Genomic DNA, 18,266 nt, shown 5'->3' with positions numbered 1-18,266 from the left:
ACCCTAGTCTCCGATTGGCGCCGCAACTGCCGCACGACGGCCAGTCCAACGGTGCGCCAGGCCGACATCGATATCGAAAAGGTCGAGCACGCGCCCAACGGTGTGGTTGATCATCTCGTCAAGCGTGGCCGGTCGGGCGTAGAAGGCCGGAACCGGTGGGCAGATGATGGCGCCGGCCTCGGTCGCCTGAGCCATGGAGCGAACGTGGCCGAGATGCAGCGGCGTTTCGCGCAGCATCAGAACCAGACGGCGGCGTTCCTTTAGCGTCACATCGGCGGCGCGAGAGAGGAGGCTGGAGGTCACGCCGGTCGCGATTTCGGACAGCGTCTTGACCGAGCAAGGCGCGACGATCATGCCGAGCGTCCGGAACGAGCCGCTGGAACAAGCCGCCCCGATATCCTTGTTCGAATGAACCACGCTCGCGAGGTTCTCGACATCGGCCAGCTTGAGATCGGTTTCCATTGCCAGCGTGATCTGGGCGGCGCGCGACATCACCAGATGGGTTTCCACATCGAGGTCGCGCAGAACTTCGAGGAGACGAATGCCGTAGATCACGCCCGAGGCGCCGCTGATGCCGATGATGATGCGTTTACGTTGCTCTCGATCCGCCCTCATGGCTTCATCCTTCGTGCATCAAATGCCCTATGATCGGCTGAGCTTCGCCAGAATTGCCGATGCGCGTGCAAAAGCATCGTCGCCGATCCTGGCCAGCACGCCGTGGAAGTCCGGACCTCGCGTGGCGTCGAGCCCCATGCGCGAGGTCGTGCCGATGCCTGACGCGGAGGGGTCGAGCGCATTGCCCGGCAGGCCCTCGATGATGACGACATCCCGATGTGGCTGGAAATGGGTCGAGAGCGCCCACAGCACATCGGAATCGCGCGTGACATCGACATCGGCGTCGACCGCAATCACCGTCTTGAGATAGGCATCCCAACCCAGCAGTCCGAGCATGACCTGGCGGGCCTCGCCCGGCCGCATCTGATTGAGCGCGACATAGGCGTGGAAATGCGTACCGGACGCCGGATAGTGCACCGCGGTGACGCTTGGGAAACGCTGCTTCAGCTTCTCCACCATCTCGGCTTCGCGTGGCACGCGGCCGAGATTGAGATGCTCGGCCGAATTGCCGCCGGCGACGCTGACCAACATTGCATCCTTGCGGCGCAGGATCGTCTCGACGCGGAACAGATTATTGGTGGAACGATCGGAGGAATAACCGGTAAACTCACCGAACGGCCCCTCTTCTACATGCGCCTCCGCGTCAATGACGCCTTCCAGCACAATCTCCGCATGCGCCGGCACCCGAATGCCATATTTCGGCGTTCGTACTACATCCAGCGGCTCGCCGAGCAGCCCGCCGGCAACGTCGCGCTCGTCTTCGCCGAAGGCAAGTCGCGCGGAGGCCGCAATCATGAACAGCGGATGGGCGCCGATCACCATGGCCACCGGCATCGGCTTGCCGCGCTCCTTCGACATGTTAAGCAAGCGCCACAGATGGCCGCGCGAATGCAGGCTGGTCGCCAATTCGTTCTTCGAATGGATCATCGCCCGGTGATAGCTGAGATTGCCGGCGCCGGTTTCGGGATGCTCGGCAATGATGATGCCGCTGGTAATGTACTTCGCCCGATCGGTCTCGAAATGCTTCAGCATCGGCAGCGTTTCGAGGTCGATGCTGTTTTCCTGGACCAGTTCGGTCACCGGGCCGGCGCTGAGCAGCTTCGGTTCGACTGCGTTTCGAGATCGCGCCTGATAGGCGGCGTGAAGATTGTCGGCCGTGGTGCCGAACAGCCGCGCTATGCGCTCGCGAGAGCCGAAGACGTTGCTTGCAACCTCGACGCCGATATGGTCGACATTCTTGAAGTGCAGCATCGGCGCCCTGCCCTCGGCACTCAGTTTCCAGATGAAGGCGGTGACGTCCTGATCGTCGGAGATCCGGTCTTCAATCGTCAGCACATCGTCCGGATGGGCGCTCCGGTACTCGGTCAGGAACTGCCGAAAATCCTGTCCACCATAGCGAACTGCCTTATCCATCGTGGCGCTCCTGCCTCGAAAGTCTGCTTGAGTAACAAGAAAGGCGGCGGCCAGGCCCAGGCCGCCGCCAGCCGGCGTCAGGCGGGAACGGCCTGACCGGCGCCACGCCTGACACCCGCATAGGTATCCGTCAGACGCGCCTTCGCCTCTTCCATAGTCCGAGGCGGAGGGGTGGGATCGATCCCGACCAGTTTGGCGATGTTGTTGCCAAGATAGCCTTCGAGATCGTCTTCCGAGAGCCCGAGGCCCTGCGGTGGCTCGTGGCAGAGCACTTCAAGCTCGCGCAGCCACATGCCGGGCTCGTTCGGCGGGGAATCGGTGCCGAAGACGATCTTGTCCTTGGGCAGTTCCTTGGCGAATTCGACAATGCGCGACTGGAAGCACCAGCCGGATTCGCAATAGACATTGGGTGTATCCATCGCCATCCAGAACGACTCGAACGAGTAGTTGCCGCCGGTCTGGATGCCGAAATGCCCGATGATGAAGTTGACCATCGGGAACTCCCGGATGATCGGGTAGAACATGGTCGGGATCGTATAAGGCCCGTCGCCGGTATGGATCAGCACGACGACGCCGAGCTCGGCGCATTTCTTCATGGCAGGGCGCAGCCAGTCGAGCGCCCGGTCCGGCCGGTAGCCATGCATGTTGGCGTGCAGCTTCAGCATCTTGAAGCCGTATTCCTTGACGTGGAATTCCAGCTCCGCCGCGCCGTTTTCCGGGCCCCAGCGGGGGTTGTAGGTGAAGTTGCCGATGAAGCGATCCGGGTATTTCTGGCACAGCTCGGCAATGTAGGACATGTAGTCGCGAATGCCCTCGCGTCCCATGCGGTTGCCGTCGCGATAGCCGGTATTGCCGGGCGGCGGTTGGATGAAGCCCATGTCGATGCGGCGCGGCTTGCCGTTGATCATATAGGGTCCATCCATCAGCTTGAGCATGCGCTCGCCGTTGAATGGCGTTCCGGTGTGGCGCCAGGCCTCATCGACCAGATTGGTCGGATGAAGATGGGTATCGATAATCATTTCTGGTCTCCGAATTCCTGAGTAAGCACGGGGCGCGCGCGTCAAGCCGGCTGAAGGCTGGCGTAGGTGTCCTTCAGACGGGCCTGCGCCTCTTCCATGCTGCGCGGCGGCGGCGTCGGCTCGATGCCGATCATGCGGGCGACGTTGTTGCCGAAGTAGTCTTCGAGCGTATCCTCATCGAGGTTCAGCCCCTGCGGCGGTTCATGACACAGCACTTCCAGCAGTCGCAGCCACATGCCGGGTTCGTTGGGCGGCGTGTCGGAGCCGAACAGGATCTTGTGCTTGGGCAACTCCTTGGCGAACTCGACGATGCGCGACTGCAGGCACCAGCCCGACTCGCAGTAGATGTTGGGCGCATCCATCGCCATCTGGAACGGTTCGAAGCAGTAGACGCCGCCCGTTTGCACGCCGAAATGGCCGAGGATGAAGTTGACCGACGGAAATTCGCGGATGATCGGATAGAACTCGGTCGGGATGCTGTAAGGACCGTCGCCGGTGTGAAGCTTCACCAGCAGACCAAGATCGGCGCATTTGCGCAGCGCCGGCCGCAGCCAATCCAGCGCACGGTCAGGCCGGTAAGCGTGCATGTTCGCCTGGAACTGCACCATCTTGAAGCCGTATTCCTTCACGTGATGCTCGATTTCCTCGGCGCCGTTCTGCGTGCCGTAGCGCGGGTTGTAGACGAAACAACCAAGGAAGCGGTCGGGATATTTCTGCACCAGTTCGACGGTGTAGGCCATGTAGTCGCGAATGGCTTCCTTGCCCGTCAGGTCGCCATAGCCATCGGTGTAAATGGTGTTTCCCTGCGGCGGTTGGATGAATGCCTTGTCGATGCGGCGTGGCTTGCCGTTCACATGGAACGGTCCGTCCATCATCTTCAGCAAGCGCTCGCCGGTGAACGGGTCCCCATCATGCCGCCACGCCAGGTCGACCACCTTGGTGGGATAGCAGCTAAGATCGATTATCATCAGTTGTCTCCAAAGTTGGCAACGCTCCGTCGACACGGTTTCCCGTGCGTGGAGAGACCACTGCGACCGACGGTGTTCGTGAGGTGACGATTAGAAGCACTGTCGGGCGCGATTTACTTGATCGCTTGCCAGCAATTCCCGACCGGAATTTCTCGCGTGCTACGCGACCGTAATTCGGTTTGCGCTTCTACTGACAATAAGAGATTCCTAGAACATTCGAAGATCGAAAGAAAGCCCTCCTTTCATAAGAATATAAAATAATTTCCGAATGTCAGTTTATATTCATCCATGTTTGCGACATGAATTTCACGTTGACTTCGGAGTTACTTTCCGAAGCCCCAATTGGGGAACATTCTTCCCGTCGACGCAGCAAAGATCGATCTGCCGCGCCGGCGGTTAATCCGAGGTCAGGCCCTAGTTCTTCGCCCCTATCTGCGGGGTGTCGGCTCGTGCCTCCGCAATCTTTTCGCGCAGTTCGTGAACGACGTCGTTGAACTCGGAACTGTAGGTCACCTCGATCGGCCGCGGACGCGGGAAGCCGACTTCGCGCTCCAGGAGCACCCTGCCCGGCCGCGCGCTCATTACGAACACCCGATCCGCCAGATAGACCGCCTCGCGCAAATCGTGAGTCACCAGGATGACGGTGAAGCGCTTGGCTTGATGCAGGTCGCGGATGACGCCCCACAGTTCCTCGCGGGTGAAGGCGTCGAGCGCGCCGAACGGCTCGTCCAGCATCAGCAATCCCGGCTCATGGATGAGCGCACGGCAAAGATTGGCGCGCTGCTGCATGCCGCCGGACAGTTGCCAGGGAAATTTCTGGCCAAAGCCCTTCAGGCCGACCAGCTCGAGCATCGCTTCCGCCTTGGCGCGATACTCGTCTCGGTTCTTCTTCAGCCGCTCCCGGTGCGGCGAGACGATTTCCAGCGGCAGCATGACATTGTCGAGCGTCGTACGCCAGGGCAGCAGCGACGGGTTCTGGAAGGCCATTCCGACGATGTTGAGCGGTCCGGTCACCGGCTTGTCCTTTACCGCGATCTGCCCGACTTGCGGTATCACCAATCCGGTGGTGAGCTTCATCAGCGTGGATTTTCCGCAGCCGGACGGTCCGACGACGGCGGCGAATTCTCCCTCCCTCACTGTCATGGTCAGCTTCTCGACGGCGAGCACGCCGCCGGGGCCACCATAAGTGAGGTTTACATCGCTGATGCTGACAAAGGGGTTCGTCGGCTGCGCCTGCGCGTCGCCCTCGTCAACCGGCCATTTCAAGGCGAGATTTGAGTCTCGTGCGGCCATTTTCTTCTCCTCCCCCGGCGCTGAAGGCCGGTCATCTCCTGGAAATTTGCACGAAGTTGCCAACTCAGCGGGTTTGCGAACGGTGCGCCCAACCGGTGTATCGCTGCTCGATCAGCGCGGTGATGGCGTAGAGCAGGATGCCGAGCGCCGACAGCACCAGAAGAGCGGCGAAAATGATCGGCACCTGGAAAGCTGCCTGCGCATCAAGCATCAACTTGCCAAGGCCGACGCTCGCGCCCGAGGTTTCGGCAACAACCGCACCGATGAAGGCCAGCGTTATGGCGATCTTGAGCGAGCCGAAGAAATGCGGCAGCGAGCGCGGCACGCCCACCTTGCGCATGACCTCGAATTTCTTCGCGCCGAGCGCGCGCAGCACATCCTCCAGCTCCGGCTCGACTGTCGCCAGGCCGGTCGCGACGTTGACGACGATGGGAAAAAACGAAATCAGGAAGGCAGTCAGGATAGCGGGAACCGTTCCGAGCCCGAACCAAAGGATCAGCACCGGCACCACCGCAACCTTCGGGATCGAGTTGAAGGCGATCAGCACCGGATAGACGGCGGAATAGACCGCCCGATGCCAGCCGACAGCCACGCCCAGCAAAAGGCCGACCACGATCGCCAGGGCAAAGCCGACCAGCGTGGTCCACAAGGTCACGATCGCATTGTCCCAAAGGACGCCGCGAAACTCCCAAAGCGCCTTGAAGGTGGCCGAAGCGGTCGGCAGGATGGCCTCCGGCACGCTGAAAACGCGGCAGACCACCTCCCAGACCACGAATACGCCGATTGTGAACAGCACCGGTGAGACGATCGTCTCGACGTGCCGGCCCCAGTCCGGTCTCCATTTTTCCGGCAAGGCCGGGTTGCTTTGCGTCTGTGCAATGTCAGTCTGTGCCATTTATCCGATCCTGTGTAGGGTCGCTGTTCGGGTGAGCCGTTGCCTTTCTGCGATGGTCACTTGACCATTCGCTCTTCCTTCGGCGGCAGGAACTCCGAGGTGAAGACATCCGTTGCTGCCGGCTTGTTCTTGAAATCGAAAGCTATGCCCAATTGGTCGATGGACCTTGAGAGACGTTCCACGTCGGCATCGCCGAAGCCGTTCTGGCGCACATCATCGGTAAGAAAGCTTAGCTTGGTGACCAGCTTCAGCCGCTCGAGTTCGATGTCGGTCTTGGCCACCGGATTGTGCTTGAGAATGCTTTCAATCGCACCTTCGGGATCGGCGAAAGCATCGAAGAAGCCTCGAATGGTCGCCCGGACGAAGCCCTTCACCGCCTCGGGATTGTTCTGCATGAAGGTCGGGTTGACCATCAGCGCGCTGCCATAAAGGTCGAGGCCGAAATCACGCATCAGCAGCATGCCGGCCTCCTCTTCCGGTACGCCCGCCGCCTTGACACCCAGAAGGTTGCTGCTGAAGGCGGTCACCGCATCGACCTGTCCTTGGGCCAGTAGCGCCTCGCGCACCGGAAAGCCGACATTCTCGATCTTCACCTTGGAGCTATCGACGTTGTTGAGCTCGGCCAGGATTGGCCAATGCGCGTAAGCCGCATCGGCGGCAGGAGCGCCGAGGATCTTGCCCTCCAGGTCCTTGGGGCTGGCGATGTTGTTCTTCTTCAGCGTCAGTATGGCAAAGGGCGGCGAGTTGTAGGTGATGAGCACCGCCTTCACCTGCGTCGCCTCCTTGGCGTCGCGATATTTGATCAGCGCGTTCAGATCCATCTGACCGATGTCATAGGTTCCGGCCGCGATCCGGTTGATGCCGTCGACGCTGCCGGTGCCGGGATCGATGGTCACGTCGAGGCCTTCCTCCTTGTAGTAGCCCTTGTCCAGGGCGACGAGGAACGGAGCGACATGGCCCTCGAAGCGCCATTCGTGGATGAAGCGCACCTTGGTCAAATTCTGGGCCGTTGCAGGAAGCGTGAACGCGACAAGCACTGCCGCGAGGACCACGCGAAAAGATCCGCGCATTGTTTTCCTCCCATTGTGGTGCAGCCGCACCATCCTCCACGGGCGGTCCAGACGTGATCCGGTCAGCAATCTTTGCGTCGCTGTGCCGGCGCGTTTGGCCGCGTCACGAGTCGCGGCGTTCGGAATCTTTGAGTCGAGAAGCAATTGGCGTGAGCGCACTCAACTCATTGGTTTCCCAACGGTGAGCAATTATCTCCCGGTAAGGTACGGGATTTTGACGCTTATACCCACGCGACGATCAAAGGTTAGCGTCAGCGATTCGCGATGTCAAAGAAAGATTTGCGCCCAATTTCGCCATGGCCACGCGTCAAGGCATAGGAACCTCGCCGCCTATTGTTCCGTTTGACGGAGATCAGGCTGTCAGATTGGCAGCACAATCGGAGATGCGAGATGGCCACGAATCTGAAGGACGGAAAGACCGCTAAAAAGCCCGAAGGCACCCATGGCGGCAATTGCGGCGGCGATCAGTCGAAGAAAGATGAACAATCGAAGAGGAGCAGCCAGGCGGCGGGCAAGGATCCGCACCGCGGCAAAAACTGATTGCTGCGTAAGGAGGCTGAGATGACAAGAGACCGGAAAAGACGCCGAGATTTCCAAGACCACAGGTACAGACACTGTCCACGAGAGAAGAAAGGCCAACCCGAACGCCAAGGATATGTCCGATCCGAAGGAGGTTTGGAAGGCGGCGGAGACCTCACCGTCCCCCAACCGGAATGCCAGCGCCGAATCCGGCAGACATGGCCGGGTGGCGGACAGCGGCGATCTGGGTAAGGGCCAGGCCTCACCTTATTCCACCGAGACGCAAGCCGACGCGCTTGCGAAGCAGACTGACCGCAAAGACGATCCCCGCAGCATCGAAAAACCGAAGCAATAGGTGAAGAGGCCTCTTCAGGGCTGCTGCGTCGGTTTCGATGGGCATTTGCATTCCTGTTGAAAAGCCCGTGGATTTCTCGGAGGTATGGGGGGCGCTAAGTCGGGCGGAATGACGATGATGCGGCCGCGTTTCACGACGTGTAGCGCGCACCATGTAACGGGCGCGCGGTGCATCAAAACCCGTGGAAGTTCCCATCTTTGTCCGAATGGAGAAATGGCGCACCCGACACGATTCGAACGTGTGACCTCTGCCTTCGGAGGGCAGCGCTCTATCCAGCTGAGCTACGGGTGCCTGCCTGAAACGACAGCCGCCGCTTCAGAAAATCCCAGCCGGATATTCATCCAGCCAACGGTCTCTTAGCCGATGCCGTTGATGGCTTCAACGGGGAAATGGAGATGCGCTGTTCCAGGTCAGCGCGGAAAAAGCTTGGGCAGTCTCCCAAGAATGTCTCGAACGAGAATCCACCAAATGATTCGCGGGGCTCCTACTTCTGCTTGTCTACAGGCGGATCGCAGCACGGACTGATTGTTAGGGGTTCAAAAAGTCGACACATATGGTAGTCTCGAAATGTTACCTCACGACATATTTCGTAATGTCAAAAAGAAGGAAAGAGCTTATGTCTCAAACAGAGAGCCTTTCAGAGCGCTGGGAAAAATATCGTCCTTCAAAGACTTTGTGGATATGGTCCGTCATCGGCGCAGCGGTTGCCACGATGATACTCGGCTTTACCGCCGGCGGATGGACGACCGGTGGAACGGCCGCCGTAATGGCCGAAAAAGCAGCCAAGGATGCCCGCATTGAACTGGCGGCATCCCTTTGCGTCCAAAAGTTCGTGGAGGCGGAGGATGCTGCTGCAAAGCTCGCCGCTCTAAAAGAAACCTCTTCGTGGGAACGTGACAGTTTCGTCGAGGAAGGCGGCTGGGCGAAATTGACTGGCATGGAAAAGAGCATTCCAGGCACGGCTGATCTTTGTGCCGAGGAACTGGTTGCAATGGACAGCCTCCCCGCGCCTACGGGCGAACCCGTCGTCACCGGTGGATAATTGCCCTTGGCCTCCCGTTCTGGCGGGAGGCCGCTGTTGTTGCTGGGTTCTGCTTTGAAAATACGGAGCAGCCTTTGACATTCAATTTCAGGTCAATCCTCGAGTGCGCCCTTGGTGGTTTGGCGCTTTTTCTAGCTGTTCTACCCGCTGACGCGCAGAGCCGTATGTGGATCGACAGCGAAAGCAACAAGAGACGAACCTGTCCCTCGATTGAGTGCGGGATCGTGGGACGCTTTTTCATGGGCGAGTCCGTTACCGTTTATCGGACGGTAAATGGATGGTCCCAGGTCTCCGGCTACTATTCTGCCGGTTGCAATGATGGCCGTTCTGCCTTCGTCGATTCGGGCCGCCGCGACTGCACGAAGGAGAATGGAATTCACAAAGGTGAATTTGCCGAGTGGGTTCGATCGGATTTCCTGACTGCCGAGCGCCCGGGTGATTCTCGGTGAGAACTTTTTAGCCGCGATGTTACGAGACCTGGCATCCCATCTGCCTGCGCCAGTTGCGCTACGGATGCCCGGTGATGGCTTCAATGAACGTAGTAAGCCTTAGAGCATCGTGCATTCAGAATGTATCCGACGCTTTGAAGTAGTTTTGGCATTCTGCTGGCGTGTAGAGTGCACAGATGTCGCCGATTGCCTTTCAAGGGTTGTCGATCGTTCGGATGGCGCGGGCTTTGCCACTAATTGCGCCATGCGCAAGCGACGCCTTTGCACGCGGCAGGCCATCGCGCATGATTCAGTGTGCCCCGGCTTGTGAGTGGCGGGCGGCTGTCCTATGCTCAATGTTCCTCCTACGTTCGCAGCCATGGTCACGCCCGCCAACGACCCAAGCCACGGTTTTTGCCGCGACTGCCTGACCCTCCAGCGCAGCACCGCGAAGCGTTGCGAAGCGTGCGGAAGCCCCCGGCTTGCGCGGCATCCGGAGCTTTACCGCCTGCATGTCGCGCATATCGACTGCGATGCCTTCTATGCCGCCGTGGAAAAGCGCGACAATCCCGAACTTAAGGACAAGCCCGTCATCATCGGCGGCGGCAAGCGCGGTGTCGTCTCGACCGCCTGCTATATCGCCCGAATCAATGGCGTACGTTCGGCCATGCCGATGTTCAAGGCACTGGAAGCCTGTCCCGAAGCGGTGGTCATCAAGCCCGACATGGAAAAATACGTCCGCGTCGGCCGCGAAATCCGCACCATGATGCAGACGCTGTCGCCGCTGGTCGAGCCAATCTCGATTGATGAGGCATTCATCGATCTCGCTGGAACCGATCGCCTGCATGGCCGTCCGCCCGCGCTCGTGCTGGCGCGATTCGCGCAAGCCGTCGAAAAGGAGATCGGCATCACCGTTTCGGTCGGGCTGTCCTATTGCAAGTTCCTGGCCAAGGTCGCCTCCGACTTTCGCAAGCCGCGCGGCTTTTCCGTGATCGGCGAGGCGGAAGCAATTGGCTTCCTTGCCGTGCAGCCGGTGACCTTGATCTGGGGAGTCGGCAAGGCTTTTGCCGCGACGCTCGAGCGCGACGGCATCAAGACGATAGGCCAGATTCAAGGCATGGAGCGCGCCGAACTAATGCGCCGATATGGAACGATGGGCAACAGGCTCTATCGGCTGTCGCACGGCGAAGATGACCGGATCGTTCAGCCCGATCACGACGCCAAGAGCGTGTCGGCGGAAACGACGTTCGACACCGATCTCGCATCCGCTGCCGATCTGGTGCCGATCCTGCGCGCGCTGTCGGAAAAGGTTTCGGCGCGCCTGAAACGCTCCGGCCTTGCGGGCCGCACCGTGGTGCTGAAGCTCAAGACGCAGGACTTCAAGATCCGCACGCGAAACCGCCGGCTTGCCGATCCGACGCGGCTTGCCGACCGGATTTTCTCGACCGGGCTCCAACTGCTGGAGAGGGAAACCGACGGCACCAAATATCGGTTGCTCGGCATCGGCGTCAGCGACATTTCCGACGCCGACAAGGCTGACCCGCCGGACCTCGTCGATACAGGCTCACGCAAGCGCGCGCTGGCCGAAGGCGCCATCGACGCCTTGCGGCAGAAGTTCGGGAACAAGGCGGTGGAAACCGGATACACCTTCGGCAGGGGCCATCGTGGCCGCCCTGCCCGCCCGGATGAGGAGGACGGACCCGAAGTCCAGCATCCGTGGGAACGGAGTTGAGTGGCGGACGGTAGCGCGCCCGGTCATTGTTATCGACCGCTGCGCAGCCCTCGACATGCTCCTCGTACCAGGCGAGCCAATGCACGCGGTAGCGGGCGGTGAAGCGCGAGCCGGCGCCGGACTTGTGCTCCGGCACGCCGCAGCCGAGAGCATTGGTAACACCGATGTAGATCGTTCCCATGTCTCGCTGCGCCTCGAGGATGACGAAGCGGCGGATGGGCGACGGTGTGAACGCCGATGGCAACCTCCCGTCGTGAATTGACCCAAGGCTGGCCGCGTTAGGAAACTGAATGTGGTTCGGTGTAAGATCGGTTTCGCCAAGCAAGCGCGTCGAGGCACCGCCGGGACCGGCCGGGGCTCTGGCGACCGGTTCCGGATATCGAAGCGCAAGAACGAATCCAAACTCCGACCCGAGGAGGTGGCCAATGGACATTCGATCGACACTGACGGAGATATGTGCAGCCTTCAACGCTCACGATCTTGATCGCATCATGGCGTTCTTTTCCGACGATTGCGTCCTGGAGATGCCAAGGGGAAGCGAGCCCTGGGGTTCTCGGTTCGAGGGCAAACGAGACGTACGAGCAGCATTGGCGACACGCTTTGAAGGCTTGCCCGACGTCCACTATGGCGACGACGAGCATTTTATCGATGCGGCCGCCAATACCGGAATTTCGAAATGGACCCTGACAGGCACCACTCGTGACGGGGTGCGAAAGGAGGTTCGAGGCTGCGACTTCTACACGTTTCGAAACGGCAAGGTGATCCGCAAGGATGCCTACTGGAAAATCGTGGAGTGAAATTGCTCAAGGAGTTGGTTCGCTGTGCAGCGAAAAATCCAGAACGTTGTAAGGCTCGAGACCGCAGCTCGCCTGGGGTCAAGCCCTGCGCATACGGCGGTTGCCGATCACACCAGTTCCACTTCCACCACGCCGGGCACCGCGCGCATGGCGGAGGCGATCTGCGGTGAGATGCGGTAGCGGTTGGGCAGTTCGATCTCGACCTCGCCCTGAGCACCATCCTTGATTACCACGAAACTCACCTGTCCGTCTCCCTTCGCCGCCAATTGCCCGGCCAGCGTGCCAAGCGGTGACGGGTCGCGCAGATAGACCCGCAAAGCGGTTTGTATGCGGCTTGCCTCGTCTTCCAGCGAATGCACCGTCTGGATGCGAAGATTGATGCCTTCCGGCCGGTCTTCCGCAGCAACGGTGATGACCACCGAACGCCCCGCCTCGAGGAGGTCGCGATACTGCGCCAGACCTTCCGAAAACAGCACGGCCTCATACTGGCCGGTGGTGTCGGAGAGCGCCACCACGCCCATTTTGTTGCCGGTGCGGGTCTTGCGCTCCTGCTTGGAAGTTACGGTGCCGGCAAGACGCCCGGCGGTAGCCCCGCCCTTGACGGCCGCCGAAAACCTGCTCCAGCTTTGCACGCGCATCTTCTCGAGCGCGGCCTTGTATTCGTCGAGCGGATGGGCCGACAGGTAGAAGCCAACGACCTGGAACTCGCGGTGAAGCCTTTCGGCAGGCAGCCAGGGGTCGGCCGCCGGCAGATGCAGCGTCTGGGTCTGGCCGCTGAAGGCGCTGCCGAATATGTCCACCTGGCCCGAAGCGGCATTTTCCTGAGCACGCGACGCCATGCCCATCATGCGCTCGACGCCAGCCATCAGCGCCGCGCGTTCGTGGCCGAAACAATCGAAAGCCCCGGCCATGATCAGGCTCTCGAACACACGCTTGCCGACAATCTTCGGATCGATCCGCTCGCAGAAATCGGCAAGGCTGGCGAACGGCTTTTCGCCACGCACGGCGACAATATGGTCGACTGCTGCCTCGCCGACGCCCTTGAGGGCTGCCAGCGAATAGAAAATGCGGTTTTCGCCGACCTCGAAATCGCGGAACGACGTCATCACCGAAGGCGCGACCACATCGATGCCGAGGCGCAGCGCATCCTGGCGGAAATCGGCGAGCTTGTCGGTATTGGACATGTCGAGCGTCATCGACGCGGCGAGGAATTCGACCGGGTAATGCGCCTTGAGATAGGCCGTCTGATAGGACACCACCGCATAGGCCGCCGCGTGGCTTTTATTGAAGCCGTAGTCGGCGAATTTCGCCAGCAGATCGAAGATGAAATCGGCCTGCGGCTTGCTCACCCCGCGTTCGACCGCGCCGGAAACGAAACGCTCGCGCTGCTTGTCCATCTCGGCGCGGATCTTCTTGCCCATGGCGCGGCGCAACAGGTCGGCTTCGCCAAGCGAATAGCCGGCAAGCTCCTGGGCGATCTGCATCACCTGTTCCTGGTAGACGATGACCCCTTGGGTCTCCTTGACCAGATGATCGATCTTGGGATGGATCGAGGCGATCTCCTCCTCGCCATGCTTGCGCGCGTTGTAGGTGGGGATGTTCTCCATCGGCCCCGGCCGGTAGAGCGCCACCAGTGCGATGACGTCTTCGATGCGGTCGGGCTTCATGCCGATCAGCGCCTTGCGCATGCCGGCGCTTTCAACCTGGAAGATGCCGACCGTCTCGCCGCGCGACAGCATGGCATAGGTCTTCTGGTCGTCGAGCGGAATGCGGGCCAGGTCGATCTCGATGCCGCGGCGGCGGATGAGGCGCACAGCCTTGTCGAGCACGGTCAGCGTCTTCAGGCCGAGGAAGTCGAACTTCACCAACCCGGCATCTTCGACCATTTTCATGTTGAATTGGGTGACCGGCATGTCGGAGCGCGGATCGCGGTACATCGGCACGAGCTCCGACAGTGGTCGGTCGCCGATGACGATGCCAGCGGCATGGGTCGAGGCATGGCGATAGAGCCCTTCCAGCTTTTGCGCCATGTCGAGCAGGGTTTGGACGATCGGCTCCTTCTCAACCTCCTCGGCAAAACGCGGCTCGCCCTCGATCGCCTGGGCAAGGGAAACCGGGTGCGCCGGGTTCTGCGGCACCATCTTGCACAGCCTGTCGACCTGGCCATAGGGCATCTGAAGCACGCGGCCGACATCGCGCAGAACGGCGCGCGCCTGAAGCGTACCGAAGGTGATGATCTGGCCGACCTGATCGCGCCCGTAGCGGCTTTGCACATAGCGGATGACTTCCTCGCGCCGGTCCTGGCAGAAGTCGATGTCGAAGTCGGGCATCGACACGCGGTCGGGGTTAAGGAAGCGCTCGAACAGCAGCGAGAAACGCAACGGGTCGATGTCGGTGATGGTCAGCGCATAGGCGACCAGCGAGCCGGCGCCTGAGCCGCGCCCCGGCCCGACCGGAATGTCATGCGCCTTGGCCCATTTGATGAAGTCGGAGACGATGAGGAAATAGCCGGGGAACTTCATGCGCTCGATGACGCCGAGCTCGAATTCCAGCCTTTCGACATATTGGCCTTCGGTGAATCCCTCGGTCAGCCCGGCGGTCTCGAAACGACGCTGCAGGCCCTCTCGCGCCTGGCGGCGCAGTTCATCGGCCTCCGCCTTCTGTGCGGCTTCAGGGTTGGTGGCATCGCCGGTGAAATGCGGCAGGATCGGCGAGCGCTTCTTCGGATAATAGGAACAGCGCATGGCGATCTCGACCGTATTGTCGAGCGCCTCGGGAATGTCAGCGAAAAGCGCCGACATTTCGGCTTGGCTTTTCAGATAGTTGTCGGGCGAAAGGCGCCGGCGGTCGTCGGACGCGATCACAGAGCCTTCGGCGATGGCGACCAACGCATCATGCGCCTCGTAGTCGTCGCGAGCCGGAAAGAACGCCTCGTTGGTGGCGACAAGCGGAAGCTGATGACGATAGGCCAGATCGATGGTCGCTGCTTCGAGGCCGCGATCATAGCCGCCGAGGCGCTCCAGTTCGACATAGAGCCGATCGCCGAAAAGGTCTTTCAGTACTTCCAGGCGTGTTTCGGCGAGATCGGCGTGATTTGCCTTGAGTGCCGCGCCGATCGGCCCGCGCGGTCCGCCGGTCAGGCAAATCAGCCCGCCGGACAGCCCCCGCAGCCACGCGGCGGTGATCCGCACCGCCTCGCCGGGCGGCGTTTCCAGATAGGATCGGCTGACGAGCCGCACGAGATTGGCATAGCCTTCTTCCGTCGCGGCAATGAGCACCACCGGCTGGAGCTCGGCACCCTGCCTGCGTTGGCCCATGCCGCGCGAGGAGTTGTCTGCCTCGCCGTTGAAGATCAGGTCCGCCTGGCAGCCGATCAGCGGTTGCACGCCATCCTTCACCGTTTTCTGCGAGAACTCGAGCGCGCCGAACAGATTGTTTGTGTCGGTGATGGCGATTGCCGGCGCTTCGTCCTTGACGGCATGGGCAATGATCTTGCCGACGGGCAGAGCCCCTTCGAGCAGAGAATAGGCGGAATGGACGCGCAAGTGGATGAAGCTTCGCCCGGCGTTTTGCTCCATAGCGAGAGCCCCATTCGTCGGCGCAAGCCTGTTCATGACCGCCCAACCTTTCGTCCATCGAGTGTCGAGATGCTCAGGCCGAGAATCTCCGTGTTCAAAGTCATTTTCCGGAAACAGCAGAGCCCCGTCCAGCGCACAAAGCGATAATCGTCAGCTAAATAACGCATCGGCCGCCGGTTGTTGAGCTCTCCTCGGGAATGTCACGAGCAAGGAAAAGGTGCCAATTTGCGATCGCCCTGAGACCCGCTCACGCGAATTCCATGATCACCGCATCGACCGCGAGGCTTTCCCCCGGCTTGGCGTTGATTGCCTCGATGGTGACGTCGCGATCGGCGCGCAGCACGTTTTCCATCTTCATCGCCTCGACCACGGCGAGCGTTTCGCCGGCCTTCACCTCCTGGCCGACGATGACGGCGATTGAAACCACCAGACCAGGCATCGGGCAAAGCAGCAGTTTCGACGTATCCGGCGCCGTCTTGGCGAGCATCAGGCGGTCGAGTTCGGCGATGCGGGGCAGCATGGCGCGCGCGGTAACCGACATGCCCTTCCAGGCGATCCGGGCGCCATTTTCGATGGGTCGGACTTGCGCCGAAACATGGCGCCCGCCGATGGTTCCATGCCAGAGAATTTCGCCCGGTCGCCAGTCGGAGCGGACGGTCATCGGCTCACTGCCGGCGACGGACAAATCGATCTCCATCGGGATCGAGACCATGCCCTCGCCGATCGAAACCGGAATATAGTCGTCTCCGAGCCACACCACCCAATCCGGTTTCAGCAGGCCGGAATGCGGAGCCAGCCGACCGGTCAAGCGATCAAGCCGATCCCGCCGCAGCAGTTCGACGGCGGTGGCGATCGCCGCCAGAACCGACCGGTCCTCCGCGTCGGGCAGGATCGTCGAAAAACCATCGGGATATTCCTCGGCGATGAAAGCGGTGGAGAGCCGCCCTTCCCGCCAGCGCGGATGCTGCATCAGCGAAGCGAGAAAAGGAATGTTGTGCTCGATGCCGTCGACCACGAAATTGTCGAGCGCATCCGACATGGCATCGATCGCCGCCATTCGCGACGGCGCCCAGGTGCAGAGCTTGGCGATCATCGGATCGTAGAACATCGAGATTTCCGAACCCTCGGTGACCCCGGTGTCGTTGCGGACGACGATATCGCCGAAGCGCCCCTCCTCGGGCGGGCGATAGCGCGTCAGGCGGCCGATCGAGGGCAGGAAATTGCGGTACGGATCCTCGGCGTAGAGGCGGCTCTCGACCGCCCAGCCGTTCAGCTTAACGTCTGCCTGCTTGATCGCCAGCTTCTCGCCGGCGGCAACGCGAATCATCTGCTCGACCAGGTCGATGCCGGTGACCAGCTCCGTCACCGGATGTTCGACTTGCAATCGCGTATTCATTTCAAGGAAGTAGAAGTTCTTCTCATTGTCGACGATGAATTCGACCGTGCCGGCGCTTTGGTAGTCCACGGCCTTGGCAAGCGCCACCGCCTGCTTGCCCATCGCCTTGCGGGTGCTCTCGTCGAGAAAGGGCGAAGGCGCCTCCTCGACCACCTTCTGGTTGCGGCGCTGGATCGAGCATTCGCGCTCACCGAGATAGATGCAGTTGCCATGCGCGTCGGCCAGCACCTGGATTTCGATGTGGCGTGGATCGACGATGAACTTCTCGATGAAGACGCGGTCGTCGCCGAACGAGCTTTTCGCCTCCGAACGCGCGCGCTCGAAGCCGTCGCGCACTTCGGCCTTGGACCAGGCGATGCGCATGCCCTTGCCGCCGCCGCCGGCCGACGCCTTGATCATTACCGGATAGCCGATTTCGCCGGCAATGGTTTCGGCATGCTCGGCATTCTCGATCTCGCCAAGAAAGCCCGGCACGGTGCTGACCTTGGCGGCGTTGGCGAACTTCTTGGATTCTATCTTGTCACCCATCGCGCGGATGGCCTTGGGCTTCGGCCCGATGAAGACGATGCCCTCCTTTTCCAGTTCCTCGCAGAAGCTCGCCCGTTCGGAGAGGAAGCCGTAGCCCGGATGCACGGCCTGGGCGCCGGTGAGCTTGCACGCCTCGATGATCTTTTCGGGCACCAGATAGCTTTGCGCGGCCGCAGCCGGGCCGATATGGACCGCCTCGTCGGCCATTTCTACATGCATGGCGTTGCGGTCGGCGTCCGAATGGACCGCAACCGTCGCTATTCCCATCTTCCGTGCTGTCTTGATGATGCGGCAGGCGATTTCGCCACGGTTGGCGATCAGGATCTTGGTGAACATGGAAACATTTTTCCCGCAATGGCCGTTCTGTTGTATGGAGTTAAAGGCCGCGGCTCAAGCCGGCGACCAGCAATTTCAAAGAACCCGGCAAGCCAGGTTGCGCGCCATGAGAGACAAAGGCTGTGTGACCAAATGCGTCATTCCTTCGTCCGGGGTTGATCGGGCGTTCAAAACCTGAAAGTTTGCCGCCGAATTTCAAGAGCTTTTGGGAGTTTGCTAATGAAAACCCGTGCCGCCGTTGCCGTTGGAGCCGGCAAGCCTCTGGAGATCATGGAGGTCGAC

At 60.8% G+C, this 18,266-nt stretch carries 15 protein-coding genes and 1 tRNA gene; 6 read left to right on the top strand and 10 right to left on the bottom strand.

Features of this window, described 5'->3' with window-relative positions; all coding sequences use genetic code 11:
• Nucleotides 1-3: 3 nt before the first annotated feature.
• The 7 genes from ACLKMW_RS08010 to ACLKMW_RS07980 form a co-directional block, all read right to left on the bottom strand.
• The gene (locus ACLKMW_RS08010) at nucleotides 4-615 is read right to left on the bottom strand and encodes a UbiX family flavin prenyltransferase (protein ID WP_415723897.1); all 612 of its coding nucleotides are present in this window, start codon (nucleotides 613-615) and stop codon (nucleotides 4-6) included.
• A gap of 27 nt (nucleotides 616-642) precedes the next feature.
• On the bottom strand, nucleotides 643-2,028 hold the full coding sequence (locus ACLKMW_RS08005) for a UbiD family decarboxylase (RefSeq protein ID WP_415723896.1): 1,386 nt from the start codon (nucleotides 2,026-2,028) through the stop codon (nucleotides 643-645).
• A 77-nt stretch (nucleotides 2,029-2,105) separates the two neighbouring features.
• A complete protein-coding gene (locus tag ACLKMW_RS08000; protein ID WP_415723895.1) occupies nucleotides 2,106-3,047 on the bottom strand; it encodes an amidohydrolase family protein in 942 nt (313 codons plus the stop codon).
• 41 nt (nucleotides 3,048-3,088) lie between these two features.
• The gene (locus tag ACLKMW_RS07995) at nucleotides 3,089-4,015 is read right to left on the bottom strand and encodes an amidohydrolase family protein (RefSeq protein ID WP_415723894.1); all 927 of its coding nucleotides are present in this window, start codon (nucleotides 4,013-4,015) and stop codon (nucleotides 3,089-3,091) included.
• Nucleotides 4,016-4,429: 414 nt separating this feature from the next.
• The gene (locus tag ACLKMW_RS07990) at nucleotides 4,430-5,308 is read right to left on the bottom strand and encodes an ABC transporter ATP-binding protein (protein WP_415723893.1); all 879 of its coding nucleotides are present in this window, start codon (nucleotides 5,306-5,308) and stop codon (nucleotides 4,430-4,432) included.
• A gap of 64 nt (nucleotides 5,309-5,372) precedes the next feature.
• A complete protein-coding gene (locus ACLKMW_RS07985) occupies nucleotides 5,373-6,203 on the bottom strand; it encodes an ABC transporter permease (protein WP_415723892.1) in 831 nt (276 codons plus the stop codon).
• A 56-nt stretch (nucleotides 6,204-6,259) separates the two neighbouring features.
• Entirely contained in the window at nucleotides 6,260-7,273 is a 1,014-nt protein-coding gene (locus tag ACLKMW_RS07980) for an ABC transporter substrate-binding protein (RefSeq protein ID WP_415723891.1), read from the bottom strand.
• Between the two features lie 390 nt (nucleotides 7,274-7,663).
• Between ACLKMW_RS07980 and ACLKMW_RS07975 the strand changes: the two genes are divergently transcribed.
• Both ACLKMW_RS07975 and ACLKMW_RS07970 read left to right on the top strand, forming a co-directional pair.
• Nucleotides 7,664-7,813, top strand: coding sequence for a hypothetical protein (locus tag ACLKMW_RS07975; protein WP_415723890.1), 150 nt, complete (start codon nucleotides 7,664-7,666; stop codon nucleotides 7,811-7,813).
• Nucleotides 7,814-7,928: 115 nt separating this feature from the next.
• Nucleotides 7,929-8,147 (top strand): hypothetical protein, encoded by a 219-nt coding sequence (locus tag ACLKMW_RS07970; RefSeq protein WP_415723889.1) that lies wholly within the window; start codon nucleotides 7,929-7,931, stop codon nucleotides 8,145-8,147.
• Nucleotides 8,148-8,361: 214 nt separating this feature from the next.
• Here the strand turns inward: ACLKMW_RS07970 and ACLKMW_RS07965 are convergent.
• Nucleotides 8,362-8,438, bottom strand: a tRNA-Arg gene (locus ACLKMW_RS07965).
• Between the two features lie 301 nt (nucleotides 8,439-8,739).
• Here ACLKMW_RS07965 and ACLKMW_RS07960 point away from each other — a divergent pair.
• From ACLKMW_RS07960 to ACLKMW_RS07945, 4 genes are all read left to right on the top strand, one after another.
• Entirely contained in the window at nucleotides 8,740-9,189 is a 450-nt protein-coding gene (locus ACLKMW_RS07960; RefSeq protein ID WP_415723888.1) for a hypothetical protein, read from the top strand.
• A 74-nt stretch (nucleotides 9,190-9,263) separates the two neighbouring features.
• Entirely contained in the window at nucleotides 9,264-9,638 is a 375-nt protein-coding gene (locus tag ACLKMW_RS07955; protein WP_415723887.1) for an SH3 domain-containing protein, read from the top strand.
• Between the two features lie 358 nt (nucleotides 9,639-9,996).
• On the top strand, nucleotides 9,997-11,349 hold the full coding sequence (locus tag ACLKMW_RS07950; protein WP_458575170.1) for a DNA polymerase IV: 1,353 nt from the start codon (nucleotides 9,997-9,999) through the stop codon (nucleotides 11,347-11,349).
• Between the two features lie 425 nt (nucleotides 11,350-11,774).
• Nucleotides 11,775-12,146, top strand: a complete 372-nt coding sequence (locus tag ACLKMW_RS07945) for a nuclear transport factor 2 family protein (protein WP_415723885.1) — start codon at nucleotides 11,775-11,777, stop codon at nucleotides 12,144-12,146.
• A gap of 107 nt (nucleotides 12,147-12,253) precedes the next feature.
• Here the strand turns inward: ACLKMW_RS07945 and dnaE are convergent, their stop codons facing one another.
• Both dnaE and ACLKMW_RS07935 read right to left on the bottom strand, forming a co-directional pair.
• Complete coding sequence (gene dnaE / locus ACLKMW_RS07940; RefSeq protein WP_415723884.1) at nucleotides 12,254-15,760, bottom strand: DNA polymerase III subunit alpha; 3,507 nt, start codon at nucleotides 15,758-15,760, stop codon at nucleotides 12,254-12,256.
• 211 nt (nucleotides 15,761-15,971) lie between these two features.
• Nucleotides 15,972-17,984 (bottom strand): acetyl-CoA carboxylase biotin carboxylase subunit, encoded by a 2,013-nt coding sequence (locus tag ACLKMW_RS07935; protein WP_415723883.1) that lies wholly within the window; start codon nucleotides 17,982-17,984, stop codon nucleotides 15,972-15,974.
• Nucleotides 17,985-18,266: the final 282 nt, after the last annotated feature.

This window comes from Borborobacter xinjiangensis, assembly GCF_047739745.1.
In the GTDB taxonomy this organism is placed as follows: Bacteria; Pseudomonadota; Alphaproteobacteria; order Rhizobiales; family Rhizobiaceae; genus Pseudaminobacter.
This window is presented reverse-complemented; position numbering and strand designations above follow the sequence as displayed.

Bases quoted from the DNA above. Each gene is read 5' to 3' on its own strand.
- ACLKMW_RS07935 (WP_415723883.1), bottom strand. From the start codon at position 17,984: ATGTTCACCAAGATCCTGATCGCCAACCGTGGCGAAATCGCCTGCCGC.
- ACLKMW_RS07950 (WP_458575170.1), top strand. From the start codon at position 9,997: ATGGTCACGCCCGCCAACGACCCAAGCCACGGTTTTTGCCGCGACTGC.
- ACLKMW_RS07960 (WP_415723888.1), top strand. From the start codon at position 8,740: ATGTCAAAAAGAAGGAAAGAGCTTATGTCTCAAACAGAGAGCCTTTCA.
- ACLKMW_RS07995 (WP_415723894.1), bottom strand. From the start codon at position 4,015: ATGATAATCGATCTTAGCTGCTATCCCACCAAGGTGGTCGACCTGGCG.
- ACLKMW_RS07945 (WP_415723885.1), top strand. From the start codon at position 11,775: ATGGACATTCGATCGACACTGACGGAGATATGTGCAGCCTTCAACGCT.
- ACLKMW_RS08005 (WP_415723896.1), bottom strand. From the start codon at position 2,028: ATGGATAAGGCAGTTCGCTATGGTGGACAGGATTTTCGGCAGTTCCTG.
- dnaE (WP_415723884.1), bottom strand. From the start codon at position 15,760: ATGAACAGGCTTGCGCCGACGAATGGGGCTCTCGCTATGGAGCAAAAC.
- ACLKMW_RS07985 (WP_415723892.1), bottom strand. From the start codon at position 6,203: ATGGCACAGACTGACATTGCACAGACGCAAAGCAACCCGGCCTTGCCG.
- ACLKMW_RS08000 (WP_415723895.1), bottom strand. From the start codon at position 3,047: ATGATTATCGATACCCATCTTCATCCGACCAATCTGGTCGATGAGGCC.
- ACLKMW_RS08010 (WP_415723897.1), bottom strand. From the start codon at position 615: ATGAGGGCGGATCGAGAGCAACGTAAACGCATCATCATCGGCATCAGC.
- ACLKMW_RS07990 (WP_415723893.1), bottom strand. From the start codon at position 5,308: ATGGCCGCACGAGACTCAAATCTCGCCTTGAAATGGCCGGTTGACGAG.
- ACLKMW_RS07980 (WP_415723891.1), bottom strand. From the start codon at position 7,273: ATGCGCGGATCTTTTCGCGTGGTCCTCGCGGCAGTGCTTGTCGCGTTC.
- ACLKMW_RS07975 (WP_415723890.1), top strand. From the start codon at position 7,664: ATGGCCACGAATCTGAAGGACGGAAAGACCGCTAAAAAGCCCGAAGGC.
- ACLKMW_RS07970 (WP_415723889.1), top strand. From the start codon at position 7,929: ATGTCCGATCCGAAGGAGGTTTGGAAGGCGGCGGAGACCTCACCGTCC.